Origin of the sequence: Bremerella sp. JC817, from assembly GCF_040718835.1 — a bacterium.
Taxonomy (GTDB): Bacteria; Planctomycetota; Planctomycetia; order Pirellulales; family Pirellulaceae; genus Bremerella.
This window is the reverse complement of sequence record NZ_JBFEFG010000280.1, coordinates 1-25,854: the sequence shown is the minus strand read 5'-3', so window position 1 is coordinate 25,854 and position 25,854 is coordinate 1. Positions and strand designations below refer to the sequence as shown.

General features: G+C 55.7%; 32 protein-coding genes. All 32 read left to right on the top strand.

What is annotated here, in order from left to right:
• Positions 1–47: 47 nt before the first annotated feature.
• The 32 genes from rplD to AB1L30_RS18165 all read left to right on the top strand — a co-directional run bounded on the left by rplD (position 48) and on the right by AB1L30_RS18165 (position 25,100).
• Positions 48–680, top strand: a complete 633-nt coding sequence (gene rplD, locus AB1L30_RS18320) for a 50S ribosomal protein L4 (RefSeq protein WP_345090722.1) — start codon at positions 48–50, stop codon at positions 678–680.
• 66 nt (positions 681–746) lie between these two features.
• Positions 747–1,073 carry a 50S ribosomal protein L23 gene (rplW, locus tag AB1L30_RS18315; protein WP_367014841.1) on the top strand — a complete coding sequence of 109 codons (327 nt, stop codon included), beginning with the start codon at positions 747–749 and terminating at the stop codon, positions 1,071–1,073.
• A gap of 56 nt (positions 1,074–1,129) precedes the next feature.
• Complete coding sequence (gene rplB, locus AB1L30_RS18310) at positions 1,130–1,990, top strand: 50S ribosomal protein L2 (RefSeq protein WP_367014840.1); 861 nt, start codon at positions 1,130–1,132, stop codon at positions 1,988–1,990.
• Between the two features lie 58 nt (positions 1,991–2,048).
• Positions 2,049–2,321 carry a 30S ribosomal protein S19 gene (gene rpsS / locus AB1L30_RS18305; protein ID WP_367014839.1) on the top strand — a complete coding sequence of 91 codons (273 nt, stop codon included), beginning with the start codon at positions 2,049–2,051 and terminating at the stop codon, positions 2,319–2,321.
• 99 nt (positions 2,322–2,420) lie between these two features.
• Positions 2,421–2,771, top strand: coding sequence for a 50S ribosomal protein L22 (rplV, locus tag AB1L30_RS18300; RefSeq protein WP_367014838.1), 351 nt, complete (start codon positions 2,421–2,423; stop codon positions 2,769–2,771).
• A gap of 45 nt (positions 2,772–2,816) precedes the next feature.
• Complete coding sequence (rpsC, locus tag AB1L30_RS18295) at positions 2,817–3,539, top strand: 30S ribosomal protein S3 (RefSeq protein ID WP_345090737.1); 723 nt, start codon at positions 2,817–2,819, stop codon at positions 3,537–3,539.
• Positions 3,478–3,912, top strand: coding sequence for a 50S ribosomal protein L16 (gene rplP / locus AB1L30_RS18290; protein ID WP_367014837.1), 435 nt, complete (start codon positions 3,478–3,480; stop codon positions 3,910–3,912). The genes rpsC and rplP overlap by 62 nt, the downstream gene beginning before the upstream one ends.
• Positions 3,913–3,983: 71 nt before the next feature.
• Complete coding sequence (gene rpmC / locus AB1L30_RS18285; RefSeq protein ID WP_345090740.1) at positions 3,984–4,187, top strand: 50S ribosomal protein L29; 204 nt, start codon at positions 3,984–3,986, stop codon at positions 4,185–4,187.
• A 30-nt stretch (positions 4,188–4,217) separates the two neighbouring features.
• Complete coding sequence (gene rpsQ, locus AB1L30_RS18280) at positions 4,218–4,532, top strand: 30S ribosomal protein S17 (RefSeq protein WP_345090743.1); 315 nt, start codon at positions 4,218–4,220, stop codon at positions 4,530–4,532.
• A gap of 71 nt (positions 4,533–4,603) precedes the next feature.
• The gene (gene rplN / locus AB1L30_RS18275) at positions 4,604–4,972 is read left to right on the top strand and encodes a 50S ribosomal protein L14 (RefSeq protein ID WP_345090746.1); all 369 of its coding nucleotides are present in this window, start codon (positions 4,604–4,606) and stop codon (positions 4,970–4,972) included.
• On the top strand, positions 4,972–5,307 hold the full coding sequence (gene rplX / locus AB1L30_RS18270; RefSeq protein WP_345090749.1) for a 50S ribosomal protein L24: 336 nt from the start codon (positions 4,972–4,974) through the stop codon (positions 5,305–5,307). The genes rplN and rplX overlap by 1 nt, the downstream gene beginning before the upstream one ends.
• A gap of 60 nt (positions 5,308–5,367) precedes the next feature.
• Positions 5,368–5,940, top strand: coding sequence for a 50S ribosomal protein L5 (gene rplE / locus AB1L30_RS18265; RefSeq protein WP_345090752.1), 573 nt, complete (start codon positions 5,368–5,370; stop codon positions 5,938–5,940).
• A gap of 73 nt (positions 5,941–6,013) precedes the next feature.
• A complete protein-coding gene (locus AB1L30_RS18260; protein ID WP_345090754.1) occupies positions 6,014–6,199 on the top strand; it encodes a type Z 30S ribosomal protein S14 in 186 nt (61 codons plus the stop codon).
• Between the two features lie 13 nt (positions 6,200–6,212).
• A complete protein-coding gene (gene rpsH / locus AB1L30_RS18255) occupies positions 6,213–6,611 on the top strand; it encodes a 30S ribosomal protein S8 (protein ID WP_345090915.1) in 399 nt (132 codons plus the stop codon).
• A gap of 111 nt (positions 6,612–6,722) precedes the next feature.
• Positions 6,723–7,268, top strand: coding sequence for a 50S ribosomal protein L6 (gene rplF / locus AB1L30_RS18250; protein WP_345090756.1), 546 nt, complete (start codon positions 6,723–6,725; stop codon positions 7,266–7,268).
• 76 nt (positions 7,269–7,344) lie between these two features.
• Positions 7,345–7,710: a 50S ribosomal protein L18 gene (gene rplR, locus AB1L30_RS18245; protein ID WP_367014836.1), complete on the top strand. Its 366-nt coding sequence runs from the start codon at positions 7,345–7,347 to the stop codon at positions 7,708–7,710.
• 79 nt (positions 7,711–7,789) lie between these two features.
• Positions 7,790–8,272: a 30S ribosomal protein S5 gene (gene rpsE, locus AB1L30_RS18240; RefSeq protein WP_345090760.1), complete on the top strand. Its 483-nt coding sequence runs from the start codon at positions 7,790–7,792 to the stop codon at positions 8,270–8,272.
• On the top strand, positions 8,272–8,769 hold the full coding sequence (gene rplO / locus AB1L30_RS18235; protein WP_367014835.1) for a 50S ribosomal protein L15: 498 nt from the start codon (positions 8,272–8,274) through the stop codon (positions 8,767–8,769). Before rpsE ends, rplO begins: the two co-directional genes overlap by 1 nt.
• Before the next feature lie 242 nt (positions 8,770–9,011).
• Positions 9,012–10,397, top strand: a complete 1,386-nt coding sequence (gene secY, locus AB1L30_RS18230) for a preprotein translocase subunit SecY (protein ID WP_345090766.1) — start codon at positions 9,012–9,014, stop codon at positions 10,395–10,397.
• Positions 10,398–10,490: 93 nt separating this feature from the next.
• A complete protein-coding gene (locus AB1L30_RS18225; RefSeq protein WP_367014834.1) occupies positions 10,491–11,099 on the top strand; it encodes an adenylate kinase in 609 nt (202 codons plus the stop codon).
• Positions 11,096–11,866 carry a type I methionyl aminopeptidase gene (map, locus tag AB1L30_RS18220; RefSeq protein ID WP_367014833.1) on the top strand — a complete coding sequence of 257 codons (771 nt, stop codon included), beginning with the start codon at positions 11,096–11,098 and terminating at the stop codon, positions 11,864–11,866. The genes AB1L30_RS18225 and map overlap by 4 nt, the downstream gene beginning before the upstream one ends.
• A gap of 219 nt (positions 11,867–12,085) precedes the next feature.
• Entirely contained in the window at positions 12,086–12,199 is a 114-nt protein-coding gene (gene rpmJ / locus AB1L30_RS18215; protein WP_105356383.1) for a 50S ribosomal protein L36, read from the top strand.
• 166 nt (positions 12,200–12,365) lie between these two features.
• Complete coding sequence (rpsM, locus tag AB1L30_RS18210; RefSeq protein ID WP_345090779.1) at positions 12,366–12,749, top strand: 30S ribosomal protein S13; 384 nt, start codon at positions 12,366–12,368, stop codon at positions 12,747–12,749.
• A gap of 103 nt (positions 12,750–12,852) precedes the next feature.
• Positions 12,853–13,233 carry a 30S ribosomal protein S11 gene (gene rpsK / locus AB1L30_RS18205; RefSeq protein ID WP_105356381.1) on the top strand — a complete coding sequence of 127 codons (381 nt, stop codon included), beginning with the start codon at positions 12,853–12,855 and terminating at the stop codon, positions 13,231–13,233.
• A gap of 77 nt (positions 13,234–13,310) precedes the next feature.
• Positions 13,311–14,306 (top strand): DNA-directed RNA polymerase subunit alpha, encoded by a 996-nt coding sequence (locus tag AB1L30_RS18200; protein WP_345090784.1) that lies wholly within the window; start codon positions 13,311–13,313, stop codon positions 14,304–14,306.
• Between the two features lie 65 nt (positions 14,307–14,371).
• Positions 14,372–15,070: a L17 family ribosomal protein gene (locus AB1L30_RS18195; RefSeq protein ID WP_367014832.1), complete on the top strand. Its 699-nt coding sequence runs from the start codon at positions 14,372–14,374 to the stop codon at positions 15,068–15,070.
• A gap of 238 nt (positions 15,071–15,308) precedes the next feature.
• Positions 15,309–15,857: a putative metallopeptidase gene (locus AB1L30_RS18190; protein ID WP_367014831.1), complete on the top strand. Its 549-nt coding sequence runs from the start codon at positions 15,309–15,311 to the stop codon at positions 15,855–15,857.
• A gap of 96 nt (positions 15,858–15,953) precedes the next feature.
• On the top strand, positions 15,954–17,573 hold the full coding sequence (locus AB1L30_RS18185) for a hypothetical protein (protein ID WP_367014830.1): 1,620 nt from the start codon (positions 15,954–15,956) through the stop codon (positions 17,571–17,573).
• 76 nt (positions 17,574–17,649) lie between these two features.
• Positions 17,650–18,378: a DUF2071 domain-containing protein gene (locus tag AB1L30_RS18180; protein WP_367014829.1), complete on the top strand. Its 729-nt coding sequence runs from the start codon at positions 17,650–17,652 to the stop codon at positions 18,376–18,378.
• Between the two features lie 291 nt (positions 18,379–18,669).
• Complete coding sequence (amt, locus tag AB1L30_RS18175; protein WP_367014828.1) at positions 18,670–22,431, top strand: ammonium transporter; 3,762 nt, start codon at positions 18,670–18,672, stop codon at positions 22,429–22,431.
• A complete protein-coding gene (locus AB1L30_RS18170) occupies positions 22,428–23,480 on the top strand; it encodes an HD domain-containing phosphohydrolase (RefSeq protein ID WP_367014827.1) in 1,053 nt (350 codons plus the stop codon). The genes amt and AB1L30_RS18170 overlap by 4 nt, the downstream gene beginning before the upstream one ends.
• A 204-nt stretch (positions 23,481–23,684) precedes the next feature.
• Positions 23,685–25,100, top strand: coding sequence for a metallophosphoesterase (locus AB1L30_RS18165; RefSeq protein ID WP_367014826.1), 1,416 nt, complete (start codon positions 23,685–23,687; stop codon positions 25,098–25,100).
• Positions 25,101–25,854: the final 754 nt, after the last annotated feature.

Genomic DNA, 25,854 nt, shown 5'->3' with positions numbered 1-25,854 from the left:
GGATTTCCTCTGGAAACAAATCGCGCCTCGCGTGAAAGAATTATCCCATGGTGAGTTTGCCCATTTTTGACAAGAGCGGAAAGGAAGTCGGCAAGTACGAACTTGACCCGGCTGAAATCGCTCCGTCGATCAACAAGCAATTGCTTCACGATGCCGTCGTGATGTACCAGGCCAACCTTCGTCAGGGTACGCACCGTACCAAGACCCGTGCTGAAGTTGCCGGTTCGACGAAGAAGATGTATCGCCAGAAGGGTACCGGTAACGCACGTGCTGGTTCCAAGCGTAGTGGCGTTCGTCGTGGTGGTGGTCACATTTTTGCGATCCGCCCTCGTGACTACTCGTACCGCTTGAACAAGAAGGCCCTGAAGATCGCGACTCGCATGGCGATCGCCAGCAAGATCCAGGGCGAGCAGGTTGTTGTTGTCGACGACTTCGCTCAAGACGAAATCAAGACCAAGAATGTCGCTGGTGCTCTGAAGGCACTCGGTATTTACGGTCAAAAGGTTGCGATCGCCTTGGAAAAGTACGATCCGATCTTCTACCGCAGTGCACGGAACATCGAAGGTGTTTCGGTCAGCCCAGTCGCTGAACTGAATGCCTACTCGGTTCTGCGTCCGCGGAAGTTGGTGATCACCAAGGCTGCCCTCGATTCCTTGCGGAAAGAAGGCAAGAGCGAGTAATCGCTTTTTGGTCGAATGGCTTAGCAGTAAATCAATTCAACCTGACTTAGCGACAGAGGTGCCAAAATGGCACGACCCTATTATAAACCGAGTGAAGACACCCCGACCCGTACGCTGGAATCGCACCAGGTGATCCTGCGTCCGCTGGTCACCGAAAAGGGTGTTCAGGTCTCGGAAGAACTGAATCAATACACGTTCGAGATCTCTCCGGTGGCCACCAAGTTGGATGTCCGCCGGGCGATTGAAGAGTTGTTCGACGTCAAAGTCGCCAGCGTGAAAACGCAGACTCGGAAGGGGAAAGCCCGCCGATATCGTTTCCGCAACGGCAAGACCCGTAACTGGAAGAAGGCCATCGTCACGTTGGCCGACGATCAAAAGATCGACTTCTATTAATAGACGCTGGTCCCACCGAAAACCGCAGCGACACGAAATAGACTACGAGACGAACCATGGGTATCCGAAAATATAAGCCGACTTCCGCTGGGCGTCGCAACGCCTCGGTCAGCGACTTCAAGGAGTTGACCAAGGGTGCATCGCCGGAAAAGGCCCTGCTTCGCAAGATCACCAAGACCGGTGGTCGTAACAATCAAGGTAAGATCACTGCTCGTCACCGTGGTGGCGGTCACAAGCGTCGTTATCGCGTGATTGACTTCCGTCGTGCCAAAGACGGTGTGCCAGCAGTGGTCGATTCGATCCAGTACGATCCAAACCGCAGTGCCCGTATTGCCTTGCTGAACTACGCCGACGGTGAAAAGCGATACATCCTCGCTCCCGACGGTCTGAAGGCTGGCGACAAGGTTCAAAGCGGTTCGGAAGCCTCGCCATCCGTTGGTAACTGCATGCCGTTGAAGAATATTCCGGCTGGTACCACGGTCCACAACATTGAAATGGTGCCTGGTCGCGGTGGTGCACTGTGTCGCAGTGCCGGCAGCTCGGCAACCTTGATGGCTTGCGAAGCTGACTGGGCTCAGTTGTCGCTGCCAAGCGGCGAAATTCGTCGTGTTTCGAGCCGTTGCCGTGCGACCATCGGTCGTGTCAGCAACCCGGATCACGAAAAGGTTCAATTGGGTAAGGCTGGTCGTAGCCGTTGGCTCGGTCGCCGTCCTCACGTTCGTGGTACCGCGATGAACCCGATCGACCATCCGCACGGTGGTGGTGAAGGTCGTACCAAGGGTGGTCGTCACCCGGTTACGCCGCAAGGTAAGCCGACCAAGGGTGGTGCAACCCGTCACCGTAAGAAGGCCTCCAACCGCTCGATCGTTCGTCGTCGCCGGTCGCGTCGCTACGGTCTGTTGAAGCTGTTGAAGTAAGAGCCCACTTAGATAGGCAAGCCCAGCCACCTGGCTGCGATCCTAAAGGTTATCGAAAATGAGCCGCTCCCTGAAAAAAGGGCCGTACGTCGACCCGAACGTTTACAAGAAGGTTGCCCAGCAAGAAGACGCAGGCACCAAGGACCCGATCAAGACCTGGGCTCGTGCCTGCACGATCATCCCGGAATTCGTCGGTCACACCTTCATGGTCCACAACGGCAAGGCCCACTTGAAGGTTTATGTCACTGAAGACATGGTCGGGCACAAGCTCGGCGAATTCGCACCGACGCGAACCTTCCGCGGTCACGGTGCTGACAAGAAGAAGAAGTAACCCAGCGAAATAACGCATACCGATTGGCAAACGCAGCTTGGCTGCCCACAGCCTCGAAGGGAAGTTTCCCTGGCTTGTGGTTCGAGGAGTTGATCAACCATGTTCAAAGCGACCCACCGACTGGCACGCATCAGCCCGCGAAAGGTGCGCCCGCTGGCCGATTTGGTGCGTGGCAAGCTGGCCGACGAAGCACTCGATATTCTGCGGTTCCAACCGCAGCGTGGTGCCCGCCTGCTGGAAGAAGTCATCAAGAGTGCCATCGGCAACTCGCAGGATTCCGAACAGAACCAGGGGCGTGCTGCAAGCCAGCAAGCTTTGTTCGTCGCGGAAGCACGCGTCGATGGCGGACCGATCATTAAGCGATTCCGCCCACGAGCTCGTGGAAGCGCGTTCCCGATTTTGAAGCGGACCTGTCACATCCACGTCACCCTGGAGGAACTCCAAGGCTAAGGTTTGCCGCAGGCAGACCCTCCGTCTTCGAGTCGAGAGACAAGCATGGGACAAAAAGTTAATCCAATTGCGTTCCGCACCGGCGTCATGATCGGCTGGAAGAGCAAATGGTTTGCGTCGAAGCGTGATTTCCCAGCCCTGTTGCTGGAAGATAAGAAGATTCGTGACTTCATCCTGAAGCACCCGGATCAACGCATTCGTCAGAAGTACCGTAATGCAGGTATCGACAAAGTTGAAATCGAACGGACCCGTGACGAAGTTCGCGTGACTCTGTTCGTTGCCCGACCAGGTCTGATCATCGGTCAGAAGGGTCAGGAAGTCGAGAAGCTGCAGGAAGAACTGCAAAACTTGGTTGGCCGTCGCATCAATCTAAAGGTTGAGGAAGTCGGTCGCCCAGAACTGCGAGCCCAGTTGGTCGCCGAGGATATCGCTGACCAGTTGGCCAAGCGTGCCAGCTTCCGCCGCACGATGAAACGTGCGATCGAAAGCACCATGGAGGCCGGTGCCCGTGGCATCAAAATCCAAATGGCCGGTCGTCTTGGTGGTGCGGAAATGGCTCGCCGCGAAAAGGCTATTGAAGGATCGATTCCGTTGAGCACCCTGCGGGCGAAGATCGATTACGGCTTCACTGAAGCGCGTACGCCGCAAGGTCACATCGGGGTCCAGGTCTGGATTAATAACGGTTTTTACGAAGGGGACGACTCCGATGGCTATGATGCCCAGACGAGTGAAGCACCGAAAAAGCCAAAGAAGACGTATAAAAGGTAATGCCACTCGTGGCAATACCGTCGTCCTCGGCGATTTTGGACTTCAATCCACACAGGCGGGTCACATTACCGCCCAAACGATCGAAGCGGGTCGTATCGCTGCTCAGCAGTACGTCCGTGGTATCGGTAAGTTGTTCATCCGGATTTTCCCCCACAAGTCGGTAACGGCTCGCCCGTTGGAGACTCGTATGGGTAAAGGTAAGGGTGAACCTGATCGATGGGTCGCCACGGTTAAACCTGGCACCGTCATGTACGAACTCAAGGGTGTCACCGAGCAGCAAGCCAAGATTTGCTTTGCTCGTTTGGCTCACAAGATGCCGGTTCGATGTCGCTTCGTGCGTCGTCGCCCGGACCTGGAAACAACTGAAGCCTAGTTCTTTGGAACCAGGCTGAGATGGTCGGCGGCTAATCACCCGCGAATAGAACGTGGATAGGCGATAAAGCGATGAAAGCAAGCGAACTGCGAGAACTGAGCGACGAACAGCTCGAGGCGAACCTGACGAACGCCATGGAAACGCTGTTCCGTCTGCGAGTTCAATCCCAGACGGAACGTTTGGACGCCCCTAGCGAGTTGGCTAAGAACCGCAAGCTGGTGGCCCGCATCAAGACGATCCAAGGCGAGCGAGCAGCCGCCGCGGCCAGCACCTAATTCAAGCGAAGTATTTAGAGAGATTCGGCAATGCCTAAGAAAGTATTGGTCGGTCGCGTGACGGGCGACAAGCAAGAAAAGACGCGACGCGTCGAAATCGCCCGCCGAATTCGCCATCCGCTGTACGGCAAGTACTACTCTCGCCGCATGGTTTGCCACGTCCACGACGAAACCAACGAGTCGGGACTGGGCGACCTGGTCGAGATCATCGAAAGCCGTCCTCGCAGCAAGACCAAACGCTGGGAACTGGTGCGAGTTGTAGAGAAGAGCACGGAAGTCGACGTGGCCGCCCTGAAGGCTGCCCGCGAAGCCGCCGCTCATCTGCAAGAACAACAAGAAGGTTAGGCACCCCGTATTTAGCCCCTGTACACCGCCAAGGCCACCTGGCTGCGGCATAGGGTTGGATTTAAGAAGCGATGATTCAACAAGAAACAAGACTGGCCGTCGCCGACAACACCGGTGCGAAGGAAGTCATGTGCATCAAGGTTCTGGGTGGAACGCGAAAGCGTACCGCTGGCCTGGGTGACGTGATTATTTGCTCGGTGAAAGAAGTTGTGGCGGGTGCGGACGTGAAGAAGAAGGCAGTCGTTCGGGCTGTCATCGTTCGCTGCAAAAAGCCAACTCGTCGACCTGACGGGAGCTATATCCGCTTCGATCGCAACGCAGTGGTGCTGATCGACAAAGACAACAATCCGCGTGGCACGCGTATCTTCGGTGCAGTTGCACGAGAGCTGCGAGATCGCAAGTTCATGAAGATCGTCAGTTTGGCGAATGAGGTGGTCTAATGCATATCAAAGTTGACGACACCGTCGAAATCATCACTGGCGGCGACGCCGCTGGCAACCTCCGGGGCAAAGTCCTGAAGGTGTTCCCAGACAACGGCAAGATCCTCGTGGAAGGCGCCGCTAAGGTCTATAAGCACGTCAAACCAAGCCAACGCAACCCGAAGGGTGGCAAGCTGTCGAAGGAAATGCCAATTGACATTTCCAACGTCATGCTGGTTTGCACCGAATGCAAGCAACGCACCAAGACCGGTGCCAAGATCAAAGAGGACGGCAGCAAGGTTCGCTACTGCAAGTCGTGCGGTGCCGAAATCGGTTCGCTGAGTCCCGCCAAGTAATCACTGCTTGACGCAGTTTCCAAAACAAGGCGTGAGCCGGTAAATCGTTCGAGATAAGCCATGAGCAAACCACGACTCCAAGAACAATACGAAAAAGAAGTGCTTCCAGCACTGGCAGAAAAGCTGGGTCGTAAGAACCCAATGAACCTGCCACGTCTGCGTAAGATCGTCGTCAACATGGGCGTCGGTACCGCAGTCACGGAAAAGAAGCACGTCGACGAAGCTGCCGAAGCGATGAGCGAGTTCACCGGACAGCGTCCGATGATCTGCCGTGCTCGTAAGAGCGTCGCATCGTTCAAGCTGCGTGAAGGCATGCCGATCGGTGTGAAGGTCACCCTTCGCCGTCAACGGATGTACGAGTTCCTGGACCGTTTGGTCAGCCTGGCACTGCCACAGGTACGCGACTTCCGCGGTGTGAACCCGAAGAGCTTTGATGGCAATGGCAACTACACGATGGGCCTTTCCGAGCAGATGGTGTTCCCGGAATTGAATCCGGACAAGTACACCCGTCAGCAAGGGATGGACATCACCTTCGTCACCACCGGTGCAACCGACGACGAAGCTCGCGAGCTGCTCGCCCTGTTGGGTATGCCGTTCCAGCGAGAAGAACCTAAGAAGCAGAAAACCGCCTAAGTCTTTGTGCTTGAGCGGACCCGTATATAACGTTTGTTACCCAGTCGATTCGTTTTCCAGGTAGGAAATCCTCGTGGCAAGCAAGTCAAAAATCGCCAAGGCCAATCGCGAGCCGAAGTTTTCGTCTCGGCGTGAGCGCCGCTGCACTATGTGTGGCCGTCCGCGTGCCGTGTATCGGAAGTTTGGTGTCTGCCGTATTTGCATTCGCAACTTGGCGGATCGAGGGCTAGTTCCAGGTTTACGCAAGGCGAGTTGGTAAGGGGACCCGAAGTATTATGATGACCGACCCTATCGCCGACATGTTGACCCGCATTCGCAATGCGGTTCGCGTCGAGCACCCACACGTTGAGATGCCTTCGTCCAAGGTCAAACGCGGTTTGGCCGATGTGCTGAAGCGTGAAGGCTATATCTGGGACTGGGCAGAAATCGAAGCCGAGCCTGTGAAGCAGATTCGCTTGGAACTGAAGTACGGTCCCAGTGGGGAACGTGTGATTCAGCACATCAAGCGTGTCAGTAAGCCTGGCCGTCGAATTTACTCGAAGTCGAACGAGTTGCGTCCAATCCTGAATGGGATGGGCATCTCGGTGATCAGTACCTCCAGTGGTGTGATCAGCGACCGCGAAGCCCGCCAGAAGAAAATCGGCGGCGAAATTCTGTGCGAAGTTTGGTAACGCAAGCAGCTCGTCGTGCGACGATCCTGACGATTACCTACAAGCATTTCCATCACATCACCAGGACAGTCTCCCTCGTAGAGACCCATTGCCTACAGCTAGGTTAAGAAAATGTCCCGACTAGGTCGAAAACCAGTTGCGATTCCCGAGAAGGTAAAAGCCTCGGTTGATGGTCAGACCATCAATGTCGAAGGCCCTCTGGGAAAGCTCTCGTACACCGCCGACAGCGACATCACGATTGAAGTCGCCGGCGACACCAACGAAGTCGTAGTTACGCGGAAGAATGATTCGCGTAACGCCAAGGCAATGCATGGCCTGACTCGCGCTCTTGTCGCGAACATGGTTGTTGGTGTTGACCAGGGTTACGAGAAACGTCTGGAAGTCGTGGGCGTGGGTTACCTGGCCGCGATCGCTGGCGACGTCCTGCAATTGCGTGTTGGCTTCGCGAACGAAGTACACAAGAAGATCCCAACGGATCTGGACGTGAAGTGCCCTGACCAGACGCACATCGTCGTCAAGGGTATCGACAAGCAACGCGTCGGACAGTTCGCCGCCGAAGTGCGTGCGGTCCGCAAGCCTGAACCTTACAAGGGTAAGGGCGTTCGTTACCAAGGTGAACGCGTCAAGCTGAAGCCTGGTAAGGCCGCAGGTAAGTAATCGGTAACAATACACGTTAGTAGAAGTCATCGTGCCGCGGCCTGAAAGTCGTGGCACCCACGAGGCTAGTTGAGTCGTGAACAAGCAGAAATTCATTTCCAAGCAGCGAAAGCGTCGGAGCAACCATGTCCGTCGTAAGGCTCGCGGCAACGCCGAACGTCCCCGTCTGACGATCTTCCGTAGCAATAACAACATCTACTGTCAGATCATCGACGACGAATCGGGTCGCACGCTGGTGTCGGCTTCGTCGCGTGACAAAGATCTGCGTGGTGACGCGGGTGCAGGCAACTGCGATGCCGCCGCTAAGATTGGCAAGGCCATCGCTGAGAAGGCCCTGGCCGCCGGCCTGAAGCAGGTTTGCTTCGATCGTGGTCATTTTCGCTATAACGGCCGAGTCGCTGCTTTGGCGACCGCCGCTCGCGAAGGTGGTTTGGACTTCTAAAACGAACACAATCATTTAGAACGCTTTGGAATCGCTGGTCACCAACGACCCGCATCATCCAAACGGGAGAGCCAATACCGTGGCTAAAGATTCTGGCAAAGGCGGATTCGTCGAAAAGGTCGTAAAGATCAAGCGTTGTGCCGCCGTGGTTAAGGGTGGTCGTCGTTTTAGCTTTGCGGCTATGGTTGTCATTGGCGATAGCAAGGGCCGTGTCGGCTGGGGCTATGGCAAAGCCAACGAAGTTCCACCAAGCGTCCAAAAGGCTGTCAAGCAAGCCGAACGCAAGATGCTCGAAGTACCCATCGTCGATGGCACGATCCCTCATCAGGTGATTGGTCGTTTCGGTGCTGGGCAAGTGATCTTGGTTCCGGCTCACCCAGGTACTGGGGTCATCGCCGGTGCTTCGGTCCGTGCTGTCTGTGAAGCGGTCGGTTTGCACGACGTTCTTACTAAGAGCTTCGGTTCGACCAACCCAGTCGTTCTGGTCAAAGCAACCATGAACGCTCTGGAGCAACTGCGAACCAAGGATGAAATTCAACGCCTGCGAGGAGTTGCCGTCTAATGAGTTTGCACGAAATCAATCAAGGTGTTCAGAAGAACAAGCGTCGTCAACGCATCGGTCGTGGTACCGGTAGCGGTTGGGGCAAGACCTCGACCCGCGGTCACAAGGGTGCTCGCAGCCGTGCAGGTTGGTCGAATCGCGCTACCTTCCAAGGTGGTCAGACCCCAATCGTTCGTCACGTCCCAAAGCGTGGTTTCAATAACAAGTGGGCCCTGACTGTTGCTGCTGTCAACATCAAGGACCTGAACGAACTGTTCAACGATGGCGAAACCGTGAACATCGAAACCATGCAGGCCAAGGGGCTGTGCAAGCGTCGCTTTGACGAAGTTAAGATTCTCGGCGACGGTGAAATCACCAAAAAGCTGACGGTGGAAGCACATCGCTTCAGTGCTTCGGCTAAGGAAAAGATCGAACAGGCCGGCGGTGCATGCAACGTAATCGTTCGCATTAAGACCGTGGCTGAAAAGAAGGAAGAAGCCAAAGCGGCTAAATCCTAATCGCCAGATAAGAATCAACATGCCTACGCTTTGCGTGGGCATGTTTTTTGCGCGGACCCATACGCGATGGATTGCAAAATTGCGTAAAGTCGCTCGAAATAAAGAGTAGGACACGTTTGGGTGGTCTAGTCCGAGACCGGCGGTTTGGTGTACATTCACCTATCCGCGCATCCTGCGTTTCGTCATTTATGCCAGGTCTTTCGGGGCCTCAATCGGAACTAGCCAAACCGGGTTAGATTGCCATGTTGGAAAAAGTACGCGTCCTCTTCACCATTCCCGAACTGCGGACGAAGATTCTTCTGACGATCGGCTTGCTTGCCGTCTTCCGTGTCGGCTCTCAGATTCCGCTACCGATGATCGATCAGGTCAAGGTCCAGGAATTCTTTGCTTCGCAAGGTAACGAAGGCGTTGCCGGTCTGTTGCAGCAAGTTTCGGTCTTCAGTGCCAGTACGCTGAGCCAGATCACCATCTTCGGTCTGGGGATTATGCCGTACATTTCGGCGTCGATTATCTTCCAGCTGCTCGGTACCGTCTGGAAGCCGCTCGAAGAGCTGCAGAAAGAAGGGGAGGCAGGCCGTAAGAAGATCAACGAATACACCCGTTACGCGACCGTCGCGTTATGTATCGTCCAGAGTTATTTCTATCTGGCGACCATGACAGGCGTAGGCGAGAACGGAGATAGCTTCGTGAACCAGGCCTTCTGGACATCTGCGGAGCCTGGCAATATCGATAAGAGTTTGTACTGGGGTTGGGCCGTGGTTGCCGTGGCGATCATGACCTGCGGTACCGTCTTCCTGATGTGGCTCGGCGAGCAGATCGACGAGTTCGGTATCGGTAACGGTATCAGCCTCTTGATCATGGCAGGTATCCTCGCGGCGATGCCATCGGCACTGCTCGAACTGCTGCAGAACACCAAACCAGAACTTCGTAACTTTACCCGCGGTGAGTTCGGTATTGAAACCATCGTGGTGTTAGCGATCTTGTTTGTCGCGGTGATCACCGGTGTGGTGTTCATCATGCAGGGCCAACGCAAGATCCCAATGCAAAGTGCCAAGCACGTGCGTGGTCGTCGCGTCTACGGTGGAACTCGCCAGTTCCTGCCGCTGCGTATCAACCAGGCCGGTGTGATGCCGATCATTTTCGCGAGCAGCTTGCTGTTGTTCCCCCAGTTCGTCTTCCAGGCTTTGGCCGGTTGGACGAAGTCGGAAACGATGAACAGCCTGGCCGACGTGTTCGCACGTGGTCAAAGCTTCCTGTACATCGCTTGCTACATCGCTCTGATTTACTTCTTCTGTTACTTCTGGACCGCCATCACCTTCAATCCGAAGGACGTGTCGGAGAACCTGAAGAACTTTGGTTCGTTCATCCCTGGTTACCGTCCAGGTCGTCGAACGGAAGAGTACTTGGAAAAGGTCATGGTTCGCATCACCTACGTCGGTGCGGGCTTCCTTGCCTTGGTCGCGGTCATTCCGACCTTGGTGTCGACCGAACTGGGCGTTTCGCCACAGGTCGCGAGCTTCTACGGTGGTACCGGTTTGCTGATTGCCGTGAGCGTGGCGTTCGATCTCGTTCAGAAGATCGACAGTCACCTGGTGATGCGTAACTATAAGGGTCTCATTGAAGGCTAAACCCAACGCCAGGATGGCGCGTCCCGCTTTCTCGTAACAGTCGAGAGAGCGGCTTCGAATTTGTGACTTCGGCATGGTCGAGAGGTTTCGTCCATGCCCAAGCTAGGCTGCGGTTGGGTCATGCGGATTATCTTTCTAGGACCTCCTGGTGTCGGCAAAGGGACGCAGTCCCAAAAGCTGGTGGACTACTGGAGTATCCCGCACATCTCGACAGGGGAAATGTTGCGAGAAGCGACTCGCAACAAGACCGAGCTCGGGTTGAAAGCGGCCGCTCAGATGGAAGGTGGTCGACTCGCATCGGACGAGATCGTCGTGCAAATGGTGCGACAGCGTCTCGCCCAAAGCGATTGCCGAAACGGCTATTTGCTCGACGGCTTCCCACGCACGCTTCCTCAAGCGGCGTCGCTCGATTTGGGTTTGGCTGTGGACGACGACGCAGTCGATGCCGTCCTGAACCTGGAAGTCGATCAGGAAGAGCTCTTCCGCCGACTGATGGCTCGGGCGTTGAAGGAAGATCGCGGCGACGACAATGAAGATACGATCCGCAACCGGATGAAGGTCTACAACGACATGACCTTCCCACTGATTCAATATTACGAAGAGCAAAAGGTCCTCTTCCGCATCGACGGGATTGGCACCATCGAAGAAGTCTTCGACCGAATTCAAACGGTGCTCAAAGAAGTCGCCGAGAAACGAGCATGATTACGCTCCGATCGAAGCGAGAAATTGACAAGATGCACGTCGCCGGACAATTGGTCCGGGAAGCGCATCGCAGAGTCGCCGCGTTGGTGAGGCCAGGGGTAACCACGGCCGAGCTCGACAAGGCGGTAGATGATCTCTTTGTCGAGAACGACGCCATCGCGTTGTTCAAAGGCGTTCCTGGCAAAGTCCCCTTCCCCGCCGCGACGTGCGTTTCTGTGAACGACGAAGTGGTTCACGGGATTCCTGGCAAGCGGATCTTGAAGGAAGGGGATATCGTCAGCGTCGATACTGGGGCCAAGATTGGCGGCTGGTGTGGCGACTCGGCTTGGACCTATGCCGTGGGCGAGATCAACGACGAAGCGAAAAAACTGCTCGAGGTTACCGAGCGAGCACTGCAAGTTGCCATCGAACTGCTGCCCGTCAAAAAGCGGTGGAGCCAGGTCGCCAAGGCGATGCAGCAAGAGGTGGAGTCGGCCGGGTTCTCTGTCATCACGACGTTAGTCGGACACGGGATCGGGACGACCATGCACGAGGAACCGCAGGTTCCCAATTACGACAGCCGCGAGTTTCGGGAGAAGGGAGACTTCGATCTCTGCCCAGGGCTCGTTCTAGCGGTCGAGCCGATGGTTGCCATCGGTCGTGAGGATTTATACCTGCACAGCGATGGATGGACCCTATCGACCAAAGATAGAAGCCTGACGGCTCACTTCGAGCACACCCTGGCATTGACCAGCAGTGGCGTTCGAATTCTGACAGGCGAGAATTAAGGCCAACTGGGCGATTTGAGTCGCTAACAGTCTGGCGGATAGCTCTTGCAGGGGCGGCAATTGGTTGGAAAACCGAACCAATGCCCTCCGGTCAAGAGGAATGGGCCGTTTTGCCCTTCGAAAACCGAAGTTTTTCATGTTCACGCCCTTGTCAGCGTAAAAGGAAGTCGGGTATACTGGCCCGCTTCCCTAACGCCCAAGGTTTGGAAGTAGAGAGTCATGAAGGTTAGAGCCAGCGTCAAGCGAATCTGCGACAAATGCAAAGTGGTCCGCCGTCGAGGCCGGATCTACGTCATTTGTGAGAACGCCCGTCACAAGCAACGCCAAGGTTAATTGGCTTCTGGACGGTGTTCGTTTCCCTCTTGCCCCGGCGTTTCCCCTCTCATCTGCGAGGGTAGCCTCGATCAGGCAGAAAGAAACGCCACTTCGCTTCGCAAATCCATAGCAAGATACATTTTCGGAATCATTTGCCCGGTTGGGGCAATCACAGGAGATCACCATGCCACGTTTGCTCGGTGTGGACATTCCCAACGACAAGAAGACTTGGATCAGCCTGACGTATTTGTACGGTGTCGGCCCAGCCGTCGCTCGTGAACTGTGCGTGAAGGTGGGCATCGATCAAGATCGCCCCGCATCCGAGATCCACGAAGACGAGCTGAGCCGTTTGGCTGGTCTGCTGGAAAGCGATTACACCGTCGAAGGTCCCCTTCGTCGTCAACTGTCGCAGAACATTCAGCGACTTAATCGCATCGCCTGCTATCGTGGTCTGCGTCATCGTCGCGGTTTGCCGGTTCGCGGTCAGCGTACCCGTACCAATGCTCGTACCCGTAAGGGTCCGAAGAAGACCGTCGCCGGTAAGAAGGGCGTGAAGGATCTTCGTTAATCCTGGGAAGCCATGGGCAGCGATGTTCTGCAGTTGGCTTCTTTTACTCGCACATCAATCATTCAGCTTTGAAGCTACGCCCGTTGTGGTGGGAGATAGTTAAGTGGCCAAGGTCGTAAAGCGAAAGACACGGCGTAACGTGCAGCAAGGGGTTGTCCATATCAAGGCAACCTTCAACAACACCCAGGTGACCATCACCGATTCCAAGGGTGACACGCTTTGCTGGGCGAGTGCCGGTACTTGTGGCTTCAAGGGAAGCCGTAAGAGCACCCCGTTCGCTGGGCAGTGTGCGGCTCAACAAGCTGCTGAAAAGGCCCTGAAGTTCGGTCTGCGTGAAGTGGACGTCAAGGTCAACGGTCCAGGAAGTGGTCGCGAAAGTGCGATCACCGCTCTGGCTGCCGCTGGTCTGACGGTCAAGTCGATCGAAGATTGCACTCCCATCCCGCACAATGGTTGCCGTCCTCCCAAGAAGCGTCGCGTCTAATTCGCGTCCTTCTCTGGCAGCGTTAACCAGGCGGACTCAAGACACTCATAGCAGCACGGAACATAACGGAGCGAACTATGCATATTCGATGGCGCGGGCTGGAATTGCCGAGTGTTGTCACTTGCGAAGCCGAGACCCTCACCTCCAAGTACGGCAAGTTCATCGCCGAACCGTTTGAACGCGGTTTTGGAGCGACGATCGGCAACAGCATGCGACGCATCCTGCTCTCGAGTCTCGAGGGTGCGGCCGTCACGCAGATCAAGGTCCGTGGCGCTCAGCACGAATTCACCAGCATTCCTGGCGTTGTCGAAGACATGACCGACATCGTCCTGAATGTGAAGTCGGTGGTCGTCAAGAAGCACAGCGAGATGACCAAGGTCATCACGATCGAAAAGCAGGGCCCTTGCGAAATCACCGGTGCCGACATCCAGTGCGATGCCGACGTCGAGATCATCAACAAAGATCTGCACTTGTGCACCGTGACCGGCGAGATTCCATTCATGATGGAAATGGTCGTCGAATCGGGTCGCAGCTACGTTCCTTCGACCGAACACAGCTCGGCCGAACACGAAATCGGAATCATTCCGGTGGACGCCGTGTTCAGCCCGGTGACTCGCGTTCGTTACACCGTCGAGGAAACTCGCGTCGGTCAGAAGACGAACTACGATCGCTTGATCCTGGAAATCTGGACCGATGGTTCGGCTCACCCAGAGATGGCTCTGGTCGAAGCGGCCAAGATCTTGCGAAAGCACCTCAATCCATTCGTGCAATACAACGAACTGGGTGCCACGATCAACATGCCAAGTCGTTCGACCCCGAGCGGATTGGATCCTGTCATGGAAGCCAAGCTCAACATGAGCCTGGCCGAAATGCACCTTTCGGTTCGTGCCTCGAATTGCCTCGAATCGGAAAACATCCACACGGTTCGCGATCTGGTTCGTCGTACCGAAGATCAACTGATGGAAGTCCGCAACTTCGGCGAAACTACGCTGACTGAAGTTCGCGAAAAGCTGAAGGAATACGGCCTGCACTTGGGCATGCGAGTTCCTGCAGCTGCGAGCCCGTTGCACTAGAACGGACGTTCCGTTAACGACATAACCCTTGCCCATCACGGCACTGTCAACATTCAAGAAGTACCATGCGACACCTACGAAAAGGTCGACGACTCGGACGCTCTTCGAGCCACCGCAAAGCTCTGTTCCGTAACATGGCCAGCAGCCTGCTGTTGACGGAACGTCCTGACGACGTCAACGAAAGCTACTACCTGTACAGCGACTTTCTGGCGGCCGATACGCCAGGAACGGGTCACAACACGCCCAAGATCAAGGGCCGCATCGTGACGACTGTGCAGAAGGCGAAGGAACTGCGTCCTTACGTCGAGAAGTGCATCACCGTCGCAAAGAAGGCTTTGCCGGCTTTGAAGGAAGCGGAACAGTTCGCAACCTCGGCCAAGCCGAACACCGATGAGTACAAGAAGTGGCGTCAAAGCGAAGACTGGCAAAAGTGGAACGCCGCCATGGCTCCTGCTGTTGCTGCTCGTCGCCGTGCGGTTGCCATGCTCGGTAACCAGCGTGCCGTCGAAATTCTGTTCGATGAGATCGCTCCACGCTTCGTTGATCGCGATGGTGGTTACACTCGCATCCTGAAGCTCGCTAAGCCACGTCTGGGCGATGCTGGTATGCAGGCCATTCTGGAGTTTGTCGGTAACGAACGCGATCGCGTGAAGACCGAAGCCGAACGTCCAGCCTTCGACAACGACGAAGAAACGAAGGCAGCTCCAGTCGCGGAAGCCCCGGCTGAAGAAGCTCCAGCAAACGAAGAAAAGAGCGAAGGCTAAACAGCCCCTCGCGATTCGCATCGCTACGAAATACGAGAACCGCTATACTCGCCAGGGTATAGCGGTTTTTTTCATGGACGGACACGGCGTGAAACGATCCTCAGGTTCCCGGCGACGCAAGGCAAACACCGCCGGAAAAGCGACAACCAAACGGTCCAAGACAGTCCCGGCGAAATCGATGGGGCGGATACAACTCCATCGTTCGGTAGGGCGTCGGGGGTTTGATTTTACGTTTGCGATGCGACGCCTGGTAGTCGATATGACCGAGCGAATGCCGGAGCTGAAGCATATCGATATGTCGCGGGTCGCGGTCGCCATCGTTCAGGCGCGAATTGAATCGACACATGGTGTGTTCGCCACGCTGACACCGATGCGTTTCGAGAAAGGTGCCCGCTACACGACGCGTCGCGGACATAAGTACGCCTGTCAGATGCTTTTCGACGAGCATGGCCGTGAGATGCTCTACATCCTGAGCTTCTATCTGCCGCGGTTTCAGAACATGAGTTTCTCGGAGAAGATGATCACCATCTTCCACGAGCTGTGGCATATCAGCCCAGATTTCGATGGTGACATCCGACGGCATCCAGGTCGATGTTATGCCCACTCTTCGAGTCAGAAAGAATATGACGAGCACATGGCGGTGCTCTCGAATCAGTACCTGATCAAGCAGCCACCGCCGGAATTGTACACGTTCCTCGAGCACGATTTCACCAAACTCTATCAGAACAGCGGCGGCATCTATGGCGTGAAGATCCCACGCCCCAAGTTGATCCCGGTCGCTGCGTAATCTGTCTCATTTCACGAGTGCATTTCGGTGGCGAATGCGATAGGTTAGAAGGACTTCTGGCTCGATTCTTGGTCCTCTTCGCTAGGCTTGTTGGGAATGTTCGGTCGTTTCTTTCTTCATGGTGGTGTTGCCTGGTTGCTGTTGGTCGTTGGTTTGGTGACGGCTTCATCGGCTGAGGATGTTCAGGCTCCTGATCTGGAACAGTTGGCAGAAAGGGGACGGAAGTTCCTCGAGCAAGCTGAAACACGCTCGCTGCGGTGGACGTGCGAGTTTCCGCTCAACGAGAAGGTCACTGTCGTCATGGACATCGTGCAGTTGCACGATCGTCGGCGGATCGAACTCGCTTCGATCATGGACGGGAAGACGGTCAAAGAGGTCATCGTCATCGAGCGAGACGGTTACTGGTATGTGGAAGATGCCTTGGGCAATCGCAAGTGGGTTGCGTTCGAGGCGATCATGGCCGAGCCGTTGTTCTATCACTTCCTGGCCCGATCGGACCTGATGGCCTACATCGACAGTAGCTTTCCCATCGGCGACTTCGAGCGGTACGAGGGGGATACGGCCGTCTATCGAGCTCCATTGGCCCCAGAGATTCGCGAAGAGTACGAACCCCTATACGAGCAGATGCTGCAATTGCTCTCGGTGGCGACCGAGCCCAATCCATCCTTGGAGAAAAAAGCGAACGACTTCGCCGATCTGCTGAACAATGGCTCGGAAGTTCGCATCAACACGAAGACCGGCGTCTTCGAGAAGTCTGGGGCGATGCAGCAGGAAGTCTATACGAAGAATGTCCGGTGGCTGACTCGTGCCGTGCCGAATCTGACGGACGTGGATAAGGTTGGCTACGAAGACCATACCGCAAGCATCTGGGATGGTGCTGAGATGCTCGAGGATGTCATCATCGCGTCGAATGCACCGATGTGGCGACCTGGCGACAAGTCACGCGAGCGGCAGGAATGCATCGTGAACGTGCGGACCGGGGCGTTTTGTCGGGTCCCCTATTCCCTGGGACAGGTCGTCAGTGCCACCTTCTCGCCCGACCGCGACTACGTTTACCTCACTGGATCGATTCCAAGTTTGGGGACGATCGGCGTGTTCGAGATCGATCTAAACACGCACGAACATCGTCGCCTGGGAAGTCAGGAATTGTTGGAAGGGATCAGCTTGTTCCCAAAAGTATCGCCGGACGGAAGCATGCTCTCGGTGCAACGGCAGGATCTGACGGCTGGGATTCTTCAATCGCGGATTCACCTGATCGATATCGATTCGGGGCTTTCGCGACCGGTGGGTGGCGCCCAGGACTGTTTAATTTCGCAGTGGATGCCGGACTCGAAGGGATGGCTCGGCGTGGTTCGGACCAACCAGGGATGGAATAACACGCGGCTTTCCGAGGTCGCTCTGTTCGATATGGAGGGGAACGTAACAAAGGTCTGCGAAGGGGCTCAGCCGGTGTTCTTGGCCGAGCAAGGGCGGATTCTTTTCGAGGCCCCAGACGACCTGTGGTACACCTGTGATCTGGAAGGGAAGGACCGAAAGAAGTTTCACGATGGGTTTCCCAGATTCGGATTCGCTGCGGCTTCGTCCGATGGGGCCCTACTCATGATGATGAAGTTTCAGGATGGCGAGGCTCCGAAGCCTTGCATGATCGATGCCCAGTCGGGGAAGGTCGCCGAACTCTCTATCGGTCCCGGGCTGTGGACCACTCCGCATTGGTAGTTGAGCCATCGTGCGTTGCCATTGCTTTACCGGAACGGTTAGTACCAAGAGAACCGAAACGGCAAGGCAAACCTCCATGATCGATCGAATTACTCCCACGCTCCGCCCTGAAGGCCCGGCTCGAGGATTCCAGCAGTGGCGGGATCTGTTGTTTCTTCATTGGCCAGTGCCGGTCGAAATGCTGCGGCCGCTGGTGCCGTCGCGACTCGAAATCGATTGCTTCGACGGTCAGGCTTACATCGGTGTGGTCCCCTTCAGCATGCTTGGCGTCCGGAACGCATCGTGGCCGAAATGGGCTGGGATGAACTTTCTGGAAACGAACGTTCGGACCTACGTCCACTATCAAGGTCGGCCTGGCGTTTACTTTCTGTCGCTCGACGCGGCCAGTCGGCTGGCTGTCTGGGGAGCTCGCTGGTTGTGGTCGCTTCCGTATTACCACGCCCAGATGGAACTAACACGGCGAGGCGACCTGATCGAGTACATCCTGCAGCGGCAGCGGAGCGACGGCCGTTTGAAGGTGCGTTATCAGATCGGTCGCGAGATCGGGCCTTTCGACCCCGATTCAATCGAGTTCTTCTTCCTCGAACGCTACCTATTGTTTCTGGAGTATCGCCGACGGATCTATTCTGGTCAGGTGCATCACGTGCCCTATCCCGCTCGCGAAGTCTCCCTCCTGGAATCGGACCAATCGCTAACGTCTTGTGGTGGGGTCAGAATCTATACGACTCCACCATCTTTTGCGCACTTCTCACCAGGCGTCGATGTCGAGATTTTCCAACTGCGCGCGATTTCCGCTGCGGGTTAACGAATATTTAAGAGTTCCGATCCAACTTACAGGTGGGCTGGTCGACATCGCGTCTCGTTAATAGCGGCACAGCCCCTACGACATGTCGTGCCAATGCCATAGGTGAGCAAAATTAGGTCACATACTGGTTCAGCCGTTGTGTGGCCAAAAAACATTCACGACCTAAGTTTTTCTGATTGGCTACGGGATCCCCAATGGGTGGGAGGTGCGTAGCGTGGCTTCCTGTCGGTTCTAGGCGGAACGATGGGTGGCGTGATGTTCGTGCGCAATTTACACGGAAAAACTTGATTCATGTCGTCCGCCCTTCCCCAACTTGATATCGCCTGGATCCTCCTCTGCTCTGCCCTGGTCATGTTGATGCAGGGTGGCTTTTGCTTATTAGAGAGTGGTCTGGTCCGTGCCAAGAACAGCTTTAATGTCGCCCTAAAGAACCTGGTCGACTTTTGCGTCTCGGCGGCGGTCTTCTGGGTGTTTGGCTTCGCCATTATGTTTGGGGCCAGCTACCACGGCTGGTTTGGAACGACGATGTTCTGCCCTGGGGAAGACACTTCTCCCTGGCTGATGGCCTTCTTTATCTTTCAAATGGTTTTCTGCGGTACGGCAACCACCATTATCTCTGGGGCGGTTGCCGAGCGTATTCGCTTCCGCGGCTACTTCGTGATCGCCTTGTTGGTCTCAGGCCTTATCTATCCATTGTTTGGTCATTGGGCTTGGGGTGGGTTGGCGGAAGGCACGGCGACCGGTTGGCTGGCGAAGCAGGGCTTTATCGACTTCGCTGGTTCGACGGTGGTTCACTCGGTCGGCGGTTGGGTTTCGCTGGCTGCCATATTGATTATTGGCCCACGTATCGGTCGCTTCGACGGCGAACGTCCTGGCATTCATGGTCATAACCTGACCTTGGCAACGTTTGGTGTGCTGCTGCTTTGGTTCGGCTGGTTTGGCTTCAACGGTGGAAGCACGCTGGCGATGAACGATTCGGTGCCACGTATTATCGTGAATACGAATCTGGCAGCAGCCTTCGGCGGCCTGGCCTGTTTGGTGACCTCTTGGCTTTATCACCGCCGTCCTGACGTCGGACACACCATGAACGGTGTCGTGGCAGGCCTGGTGGGTGTTACGGCTTCGTGCCACATCGTTGCGCCGTGGGCTGCGGTGCTGATCGGCTGTGGTTCAGGTGTCATCTGTTGCATCGTGACCGAACTGTTACCACGACTGAAGATCGACGACGTTATCGGCGCGTTTCCGGCGCACGCTTGTGCCGGTGCCTTTGGAACGCTGGCTCTCGCGTTTCTGGCCGACCCCAGCCACTTTGGCGAAGGGATGACGGCCTGGTCTCAGTTTCTCATTCAATTAAAAGGTGTCGGGGCCTGCTTCCTGCTGGCCTTCGTCGGTGGGTTCACGTTGATTTATCTGGTCAACGCCGTGCTCCCGCTGCGCACCACCGAAGAACACGAGCGTGCTGGCCTGAATGTTTCCGAACATGGTGCCAGTACAGAACTGATCGACTTGCTGGAAAACATGTCACAGCATCGACAGGATGGAGATTTCACGAAAAAAGTGCATATTGAACCGCATACCGAGGTGGGGCAGATCGCCGCGGAATATAACCGGGTTCTCGAGCGTGTCAGTTCTGAAATGAAGCAGCGTGCCGAGGCAGAGTCTCGGTTTCGCGGCATCTTCGAGAACGCCGTCGAAGGGATCTATCAGACGACTCCGGAAGGGCAGTTCATGACGGTGAACCCTGCCCTGGCCCGGATGCTCGGTTATGAAAACCTCATCGATATCAGTCATTCCATCACCGACATCGCTACCCAGGTCTACGTCGAACCGGATCGCCGCGCCGAGTTCATCGATGCGATCCAGCAGCATGGCGTGATCTTTGCTTTCGAGTCGGAGATCCGACGCGCCAATGGCGAGACGATGTGGATTTCGGAGAACGCCTCAGCGCGATTCGATGCCGACGGTCACCTCATGTATTACGAGGGAACTGTCGAAGATATCACCCAGCGACGCAAAGCACGTTACTTCGAGGCGGAACGCAACGCGGCGGAAGCTGCCAACCGTGCTAAGAGCGACTTCCTGGCCAGCATGAGCCACGAAATTCGTACGCCGCTCAACGGCATCATCGGCTTCCTCGATCTGCTCGCAACGACGCACCTGGAAGACAACCAGCAACGATTCGTCGACCTGGCGAAAAGCTCGGCCGGAACGCTGCTGCACCTGATCAACGACATCCTCGACCTGTCGAAGATCGAAGCAGGCGGCATCGAGTTTGAATCGTCCGAGTTCGTCCTGCACGACCTGGTCGAGTCGGTGCCTGAACTGTTCTCGCCTCAGGGACGCACGCGTGGCCTGGAGCTGAACTGTTGCATCAGCAAGGATGTGCCAACCACGGTCATCGGCGATCCGGAACGTATCCGCCAGGTGCTGATCAACTTGTTCTCGAACGCCGTCAAGTTCACCGAACATGGTGGCGTGAACCTGCACGTGACGTTGGCCGAAAAGCAGAGCGATCCGAACATGGAAGGTCATACAGTCGTTCAGTTCGCGGTGGAAGACACCGGTATTGGGATCCCTCAGTCGCGACTCGATCGTCTGTTCAAGGCGTTCTCGCAAGTCGACGCCTCGACGACCCGCAAGTATGGCGGCACGGGCCTCGGCTTGGCCATCTGCAAGCAGTTGTCAGAGCTGATGGGAGGCGAGATTGGTGTTTCCAGCGAAGCGGGTAAGGGCTCAACGTTCTGGTTCACCGTTCCGTTGAAAGCAGTCGAACGTTCCACCTGCGATGTGATTCCAAACGTGACCGGCTTGCGAGTTCTGGCTGTCGACGACAATCACATGAACCTGCAGGTTCTCAAAGAACAACTGCAGTCGTGGGGCGTCGAGATCACCACCGCCAGCAGCGGTGTGCGAGCGCTCGACCTGATGCGTGAAGCGGTCGATCGCAACATGCCATTCCAACTGGCAATCCTCGACCACATCATGCCCGAGATGGATGGCCTGACACTGGCTGATCGGATCTACGACACCAGCGAGTTCCGCTCGACGAAGCTCTTGATGCTGACGTCGTACGATCGCGACATCTCGAGCGAAACCTTGAAGCGGTTGGACATGACCTGTTTGACCAAGCCGATTCGTCAGTCGCGATTGCTCGACACTCTGGTGTCGCTCTCAGGCGGACGAAAATCGAGTGCGTCGAAGCCGGTCAATCGCCAGGAAGACAAGGTAATTAACGATCGACGCCACGAAGGCAAGACGATCCTCGTTGTCGACGACAACGAAATTAATCGACTGGTTGCCAACGAAATTTTGACCTCGGAAGGGTTCCAGGTGTTGCTGGCGGAGAACGGCCGGGAAGCGGTCGACAAGGTTGCCCAGGCAGAGGTTCAATTGGTGCTGATGGACTGTGAAATGCCGGAGATGGATGGCTTCGAGGCGACTCGCAAGATCCGTCACCTGGCAGAAACGACACTTGCCTCCCTGGAAAACTTGCCGATCGTGGCTTTGACCGCCCAAGCAATTAAGGGAGATCAAGAACGCTGCATGGCCGCCGGCATGAACGATTACGTCATGAAACCGGTCAACCGCCAGGAACTGATTCAAACGATTCTCAAGCAGCTCGACCTGCGAGCCGTAGATACGCCAAGGCCACTTTCGGCAAGTGAGCCTCCCGCAGACATGATCGACGTCGAACAACAGATTTCGTTGGACGAGCTCCGCGAACGCTGTGGTGAAGACGAAGATTTAGTGCGACGAGTTCTTCAGAAGTTTGCTGCCAAGGCCAAGTCGGAAATCGACGTCCTACAGCAGCACATCCAAGCAGGACGAATCGATCAGGTCGTTCAGGTTGCCCACAGCCTGAAGGGTATGGCAGCGAATGTGGCGGCCCGTTCTGTTTCCGAAGTGGCTGGTTCCATCGAACTGGCAGCTCGGGAGCAACGGACAGATGGTTACGAGCAAATGGTTCACGACCTCAATCAAAACTTCGATTCATGCGAAACAGCAATCCGGCGGTTGTTGAATGCAGCCATGGAACAGGAGGTGGCATTATGAACCTGGACACACGAATCAGCATCCTGGTTGTCGATGACGACGATATTGCGATTGAGATGATCCAAAGTTACCTGACGAGAGAAGGCTTTCTGGTCTTCACCGCAGGCAACGGGCGCGAAGCGATCGAGATCCTCGAAGAGAACGAAATTCAAATCGTCGTGACCGACTGGGAGATGCCGGTGATGAATGGCTTGGAGCTGTGCCGCGAGATTCGCTGCCGCTTCACCGATCATTACATCTACTGCATTCTGCTTACCAGCCGCGGTCGTAACGATGAAATCGTAGAAGGGATGGCTTCGGGTGCCGACGACTTCATGGTCAAACCGTTCAATCCGCCAGAGCTGCTGGCGCGAATCAACGCGGGCATTCGCTTGGTTGGTCTGGAAACACGTGACCTGGTGATTTTTGCGATGGCTCGCCTGGCCGAGTCGCGTGATACGGAAACAGGGCAACACCTGGAACGCGTTCGCCAGTACTCAAAACGCCTCGCGCAAGAGATGGCCAAGCTGCCACAGTTCTCTCAGGCGATCGATGGTGAATTCGTTCGTTTGATCTATCAGACGAGCCCCCTGCACGACATCGGCAAGGTAGGAATTCCGGACGGCGTGCTGCTGAAGCCAGGCAAGCTGACGCACGATGAATTCGAGATCATGAAGAAGCACACGATCATCGGTGCCGACACCCTCGATGCTGCTTTGAAGAAGTTTCCGAAGGCGAAATTCCTGCGAATGGCTCGTGACATCGCCGTGGCTCATCACGAGAAATGGGATGGCAGTGGCTATCCGTTTGGCTTGAGTGGCATTGAGATTCCGTTGTCGGCTCGGATTGTCGCCGTGGCCGATGTCTACGATGCCCTGACGACACGGCGGATCTATAAGGACGCGTTCTCAACGGACTACGCAGAACAGATCATCCTGGAAAACAGTGGCAAGCACTTCGACCCGGAAGTGGTCAAAGCGTTCGAGTCCTGCAAGGACGATTTCGTGCAATTCATCGATCAATATTCGGACGAAGTCGACGAAATGGCCAATTGCCCTGCTGGGGTGTAACGACGCAGCAAATTGACACCTGCAGTGCCATAGGTGCCGCACAGGATGGGGGTTTTCGAAGCGGCGGGACGCACTTCATGTGAACTTAACAGGCATTTCAGTGCGTGTTCGTGGTGGGGAACTGGACGTCAGCGGGATGGTGGGCTAGTTTCAGTCCAACCTGTTTCGGTTCTCATGTTCCACTCCGAAAGGCCCCGCCTGAAGATGAAAACTCCTTCCTCCTTTCTAGCCACACTTCTCGTTTGCTTGCTGGGGATCTCCCCTGCCCTTGCCCAGGAAAAGCCCGTCAGCGAGACCCCTAACTTGGTGCACGATCGGCATATGCACCATCACAATCATCACCACGCCACGGAAGATCCGAGCGAAAAGCGTTTCTACACGACGCGTTCGAGCCAGGTGATGCTGCCGCTGCCGAATGAAGAAGATGCCTTCGTCTTCGCAGTCTTCGGCGATCGTACTGGCGGCCCAGATGCTGGCGTAAACATCCTGGCCGACGCGGTCCGTGACGTGAACTTGATCGAACCAGATCTGGTGATGACCGTTGGCGACTTGATCAACGGTTACAACCAGACCGACAAGTGGCTCGTTCAGATGCGCGAGTTCAAAGCGATCATGAAAGAGCTACTGTGTCCATGGTTCCCAGTGGCTGGCAATCACGACGTCTACTGGCGTCCGCTGAACGATCCTGACATTCTGCCAGGGCAACACGACAAGCATTACGAAATGCACTTCGGCCCGCTCTGGTACTCGTTCCAGCACAAGAACTGCAACTTCATCGTGCTTTACTCGGATGAAGGCGACCCTAAGACCGGTGAGAAGAATTTTCAAAAGCCGGAAGCTCAAAAGATCAGCGAAGAGCAGCTGAAGTTTCTAAAAGAAGCGATCGTCCGGGGTAAGGACTGCGATCATCAATTCCTGTTCCTGCATCATCCACGTTGGTTGGGCGGTGGCTACGGGAACGACTGGAAAGAACGCGTTCACCCACTGCTGAAAGATTCCGGTAACGTGACCGCGGTGTTCGCTGGCCATATCCATTACATGCGCTACGATCCCCAGGACGGAATCGAATACGTGACCTTGGCCACGGTGGGTGGCGGTCAATCGAGCAAGATTCCGTCGGCCGGCTATCTGCATCAGTACCACCTGGTGACGGTCCGTCCGAAACAGGTCGCCATGGCGGCCTTCCCGGTTGGCGACGCGATGGACGTGCGTGAGATCACGGCAGAACTTCAGCAACAGGCGATCAAGCTTGCCAATGAAAAGCCCAAAGTCACCACCACACTCGCCGAAGCGAAAGATGGCCTGCAGGAAGGGACGATCACGACGACGATCAGCAATCCGTCCGATCGCCCGATCGACTTCACGCTGACGCCAGCGAGCCGTGATTCGCGTTGGAGCATTTCGCCGAACCACACGCATGGCCACATCGCGGCCGGCGAAACACAGAAGATCACCTTCCACGTTCGCTACCGCGGCAAACGCTTCGACGAGTCGTACCAGGGAATCGAACTGGTCCTGGCCCAGGACTACCTGGCCCGAACAACTCGCTACGCGATTCCCGAAGTGCGAACTCCCGTCACCTTCGATGGCGACCCGGTCGACACGAAGGAAAGCAAATAGAGCTCAGCTGAAACTATTCCCGAAAGGGCGAACTCGCGGCAATTCAAACCGTTCGTTCGCTCTCCGTCGTCGATAAAACGCGGATAGAAAATCTGAAAATGTTGCCGGGCATTCACCGCCAGGCAACATTTTTTATGCGCTGACCCAACGCTAGTCTCGCTCGAATCCCGGAGGTTGACTCGTGATCGGGCTAGAAGGTCTACCCTTGGGAGACAGAGAAACGAACGTACATGAGGTGATTGCCTGCTACGAGAATGTTCTGGCGTGCGACCGGAGGCGGATATTTCAGAAGGCTCTGCCCTGACTACTGTCAACTTGTCGGTTCTCGAGCGGGAAATCGCTAGAACTTAGGAGATGGGCTGGGAGAAAGGATTCGAGTCAGCCCAATCCGAGATGTGGAGGACGGCTGAATTGCATCTTACCCAGGCTTTAGAAGTGTTTGAGCCGATTGGCCACGAACATCAAGTTCAGATGCATCGAGTATGGTTGGAGCCGATTCGCCAATAGCGAGCGGAGTTTGAGGCAGAAGCTGGCGAGGAATAGGTGCAGGTCGTTTTTCAAATGCCGTCAGCGCATGAAAAAACCTCTTAGAGCTGTGAAGCTCTAAGAGGCTTTTCAATATAAATAAGGTAGTGACTTGCTTGAGTGATCGGTGGTCGTCCCACTTTTGGGTTCGTTGGGTTCGTGAAAACCACTTGAACCAAAAGTTTTCCTTAGAAAGGAGGTGATCCAGCCGCAGGTTCCCCTACGGCTA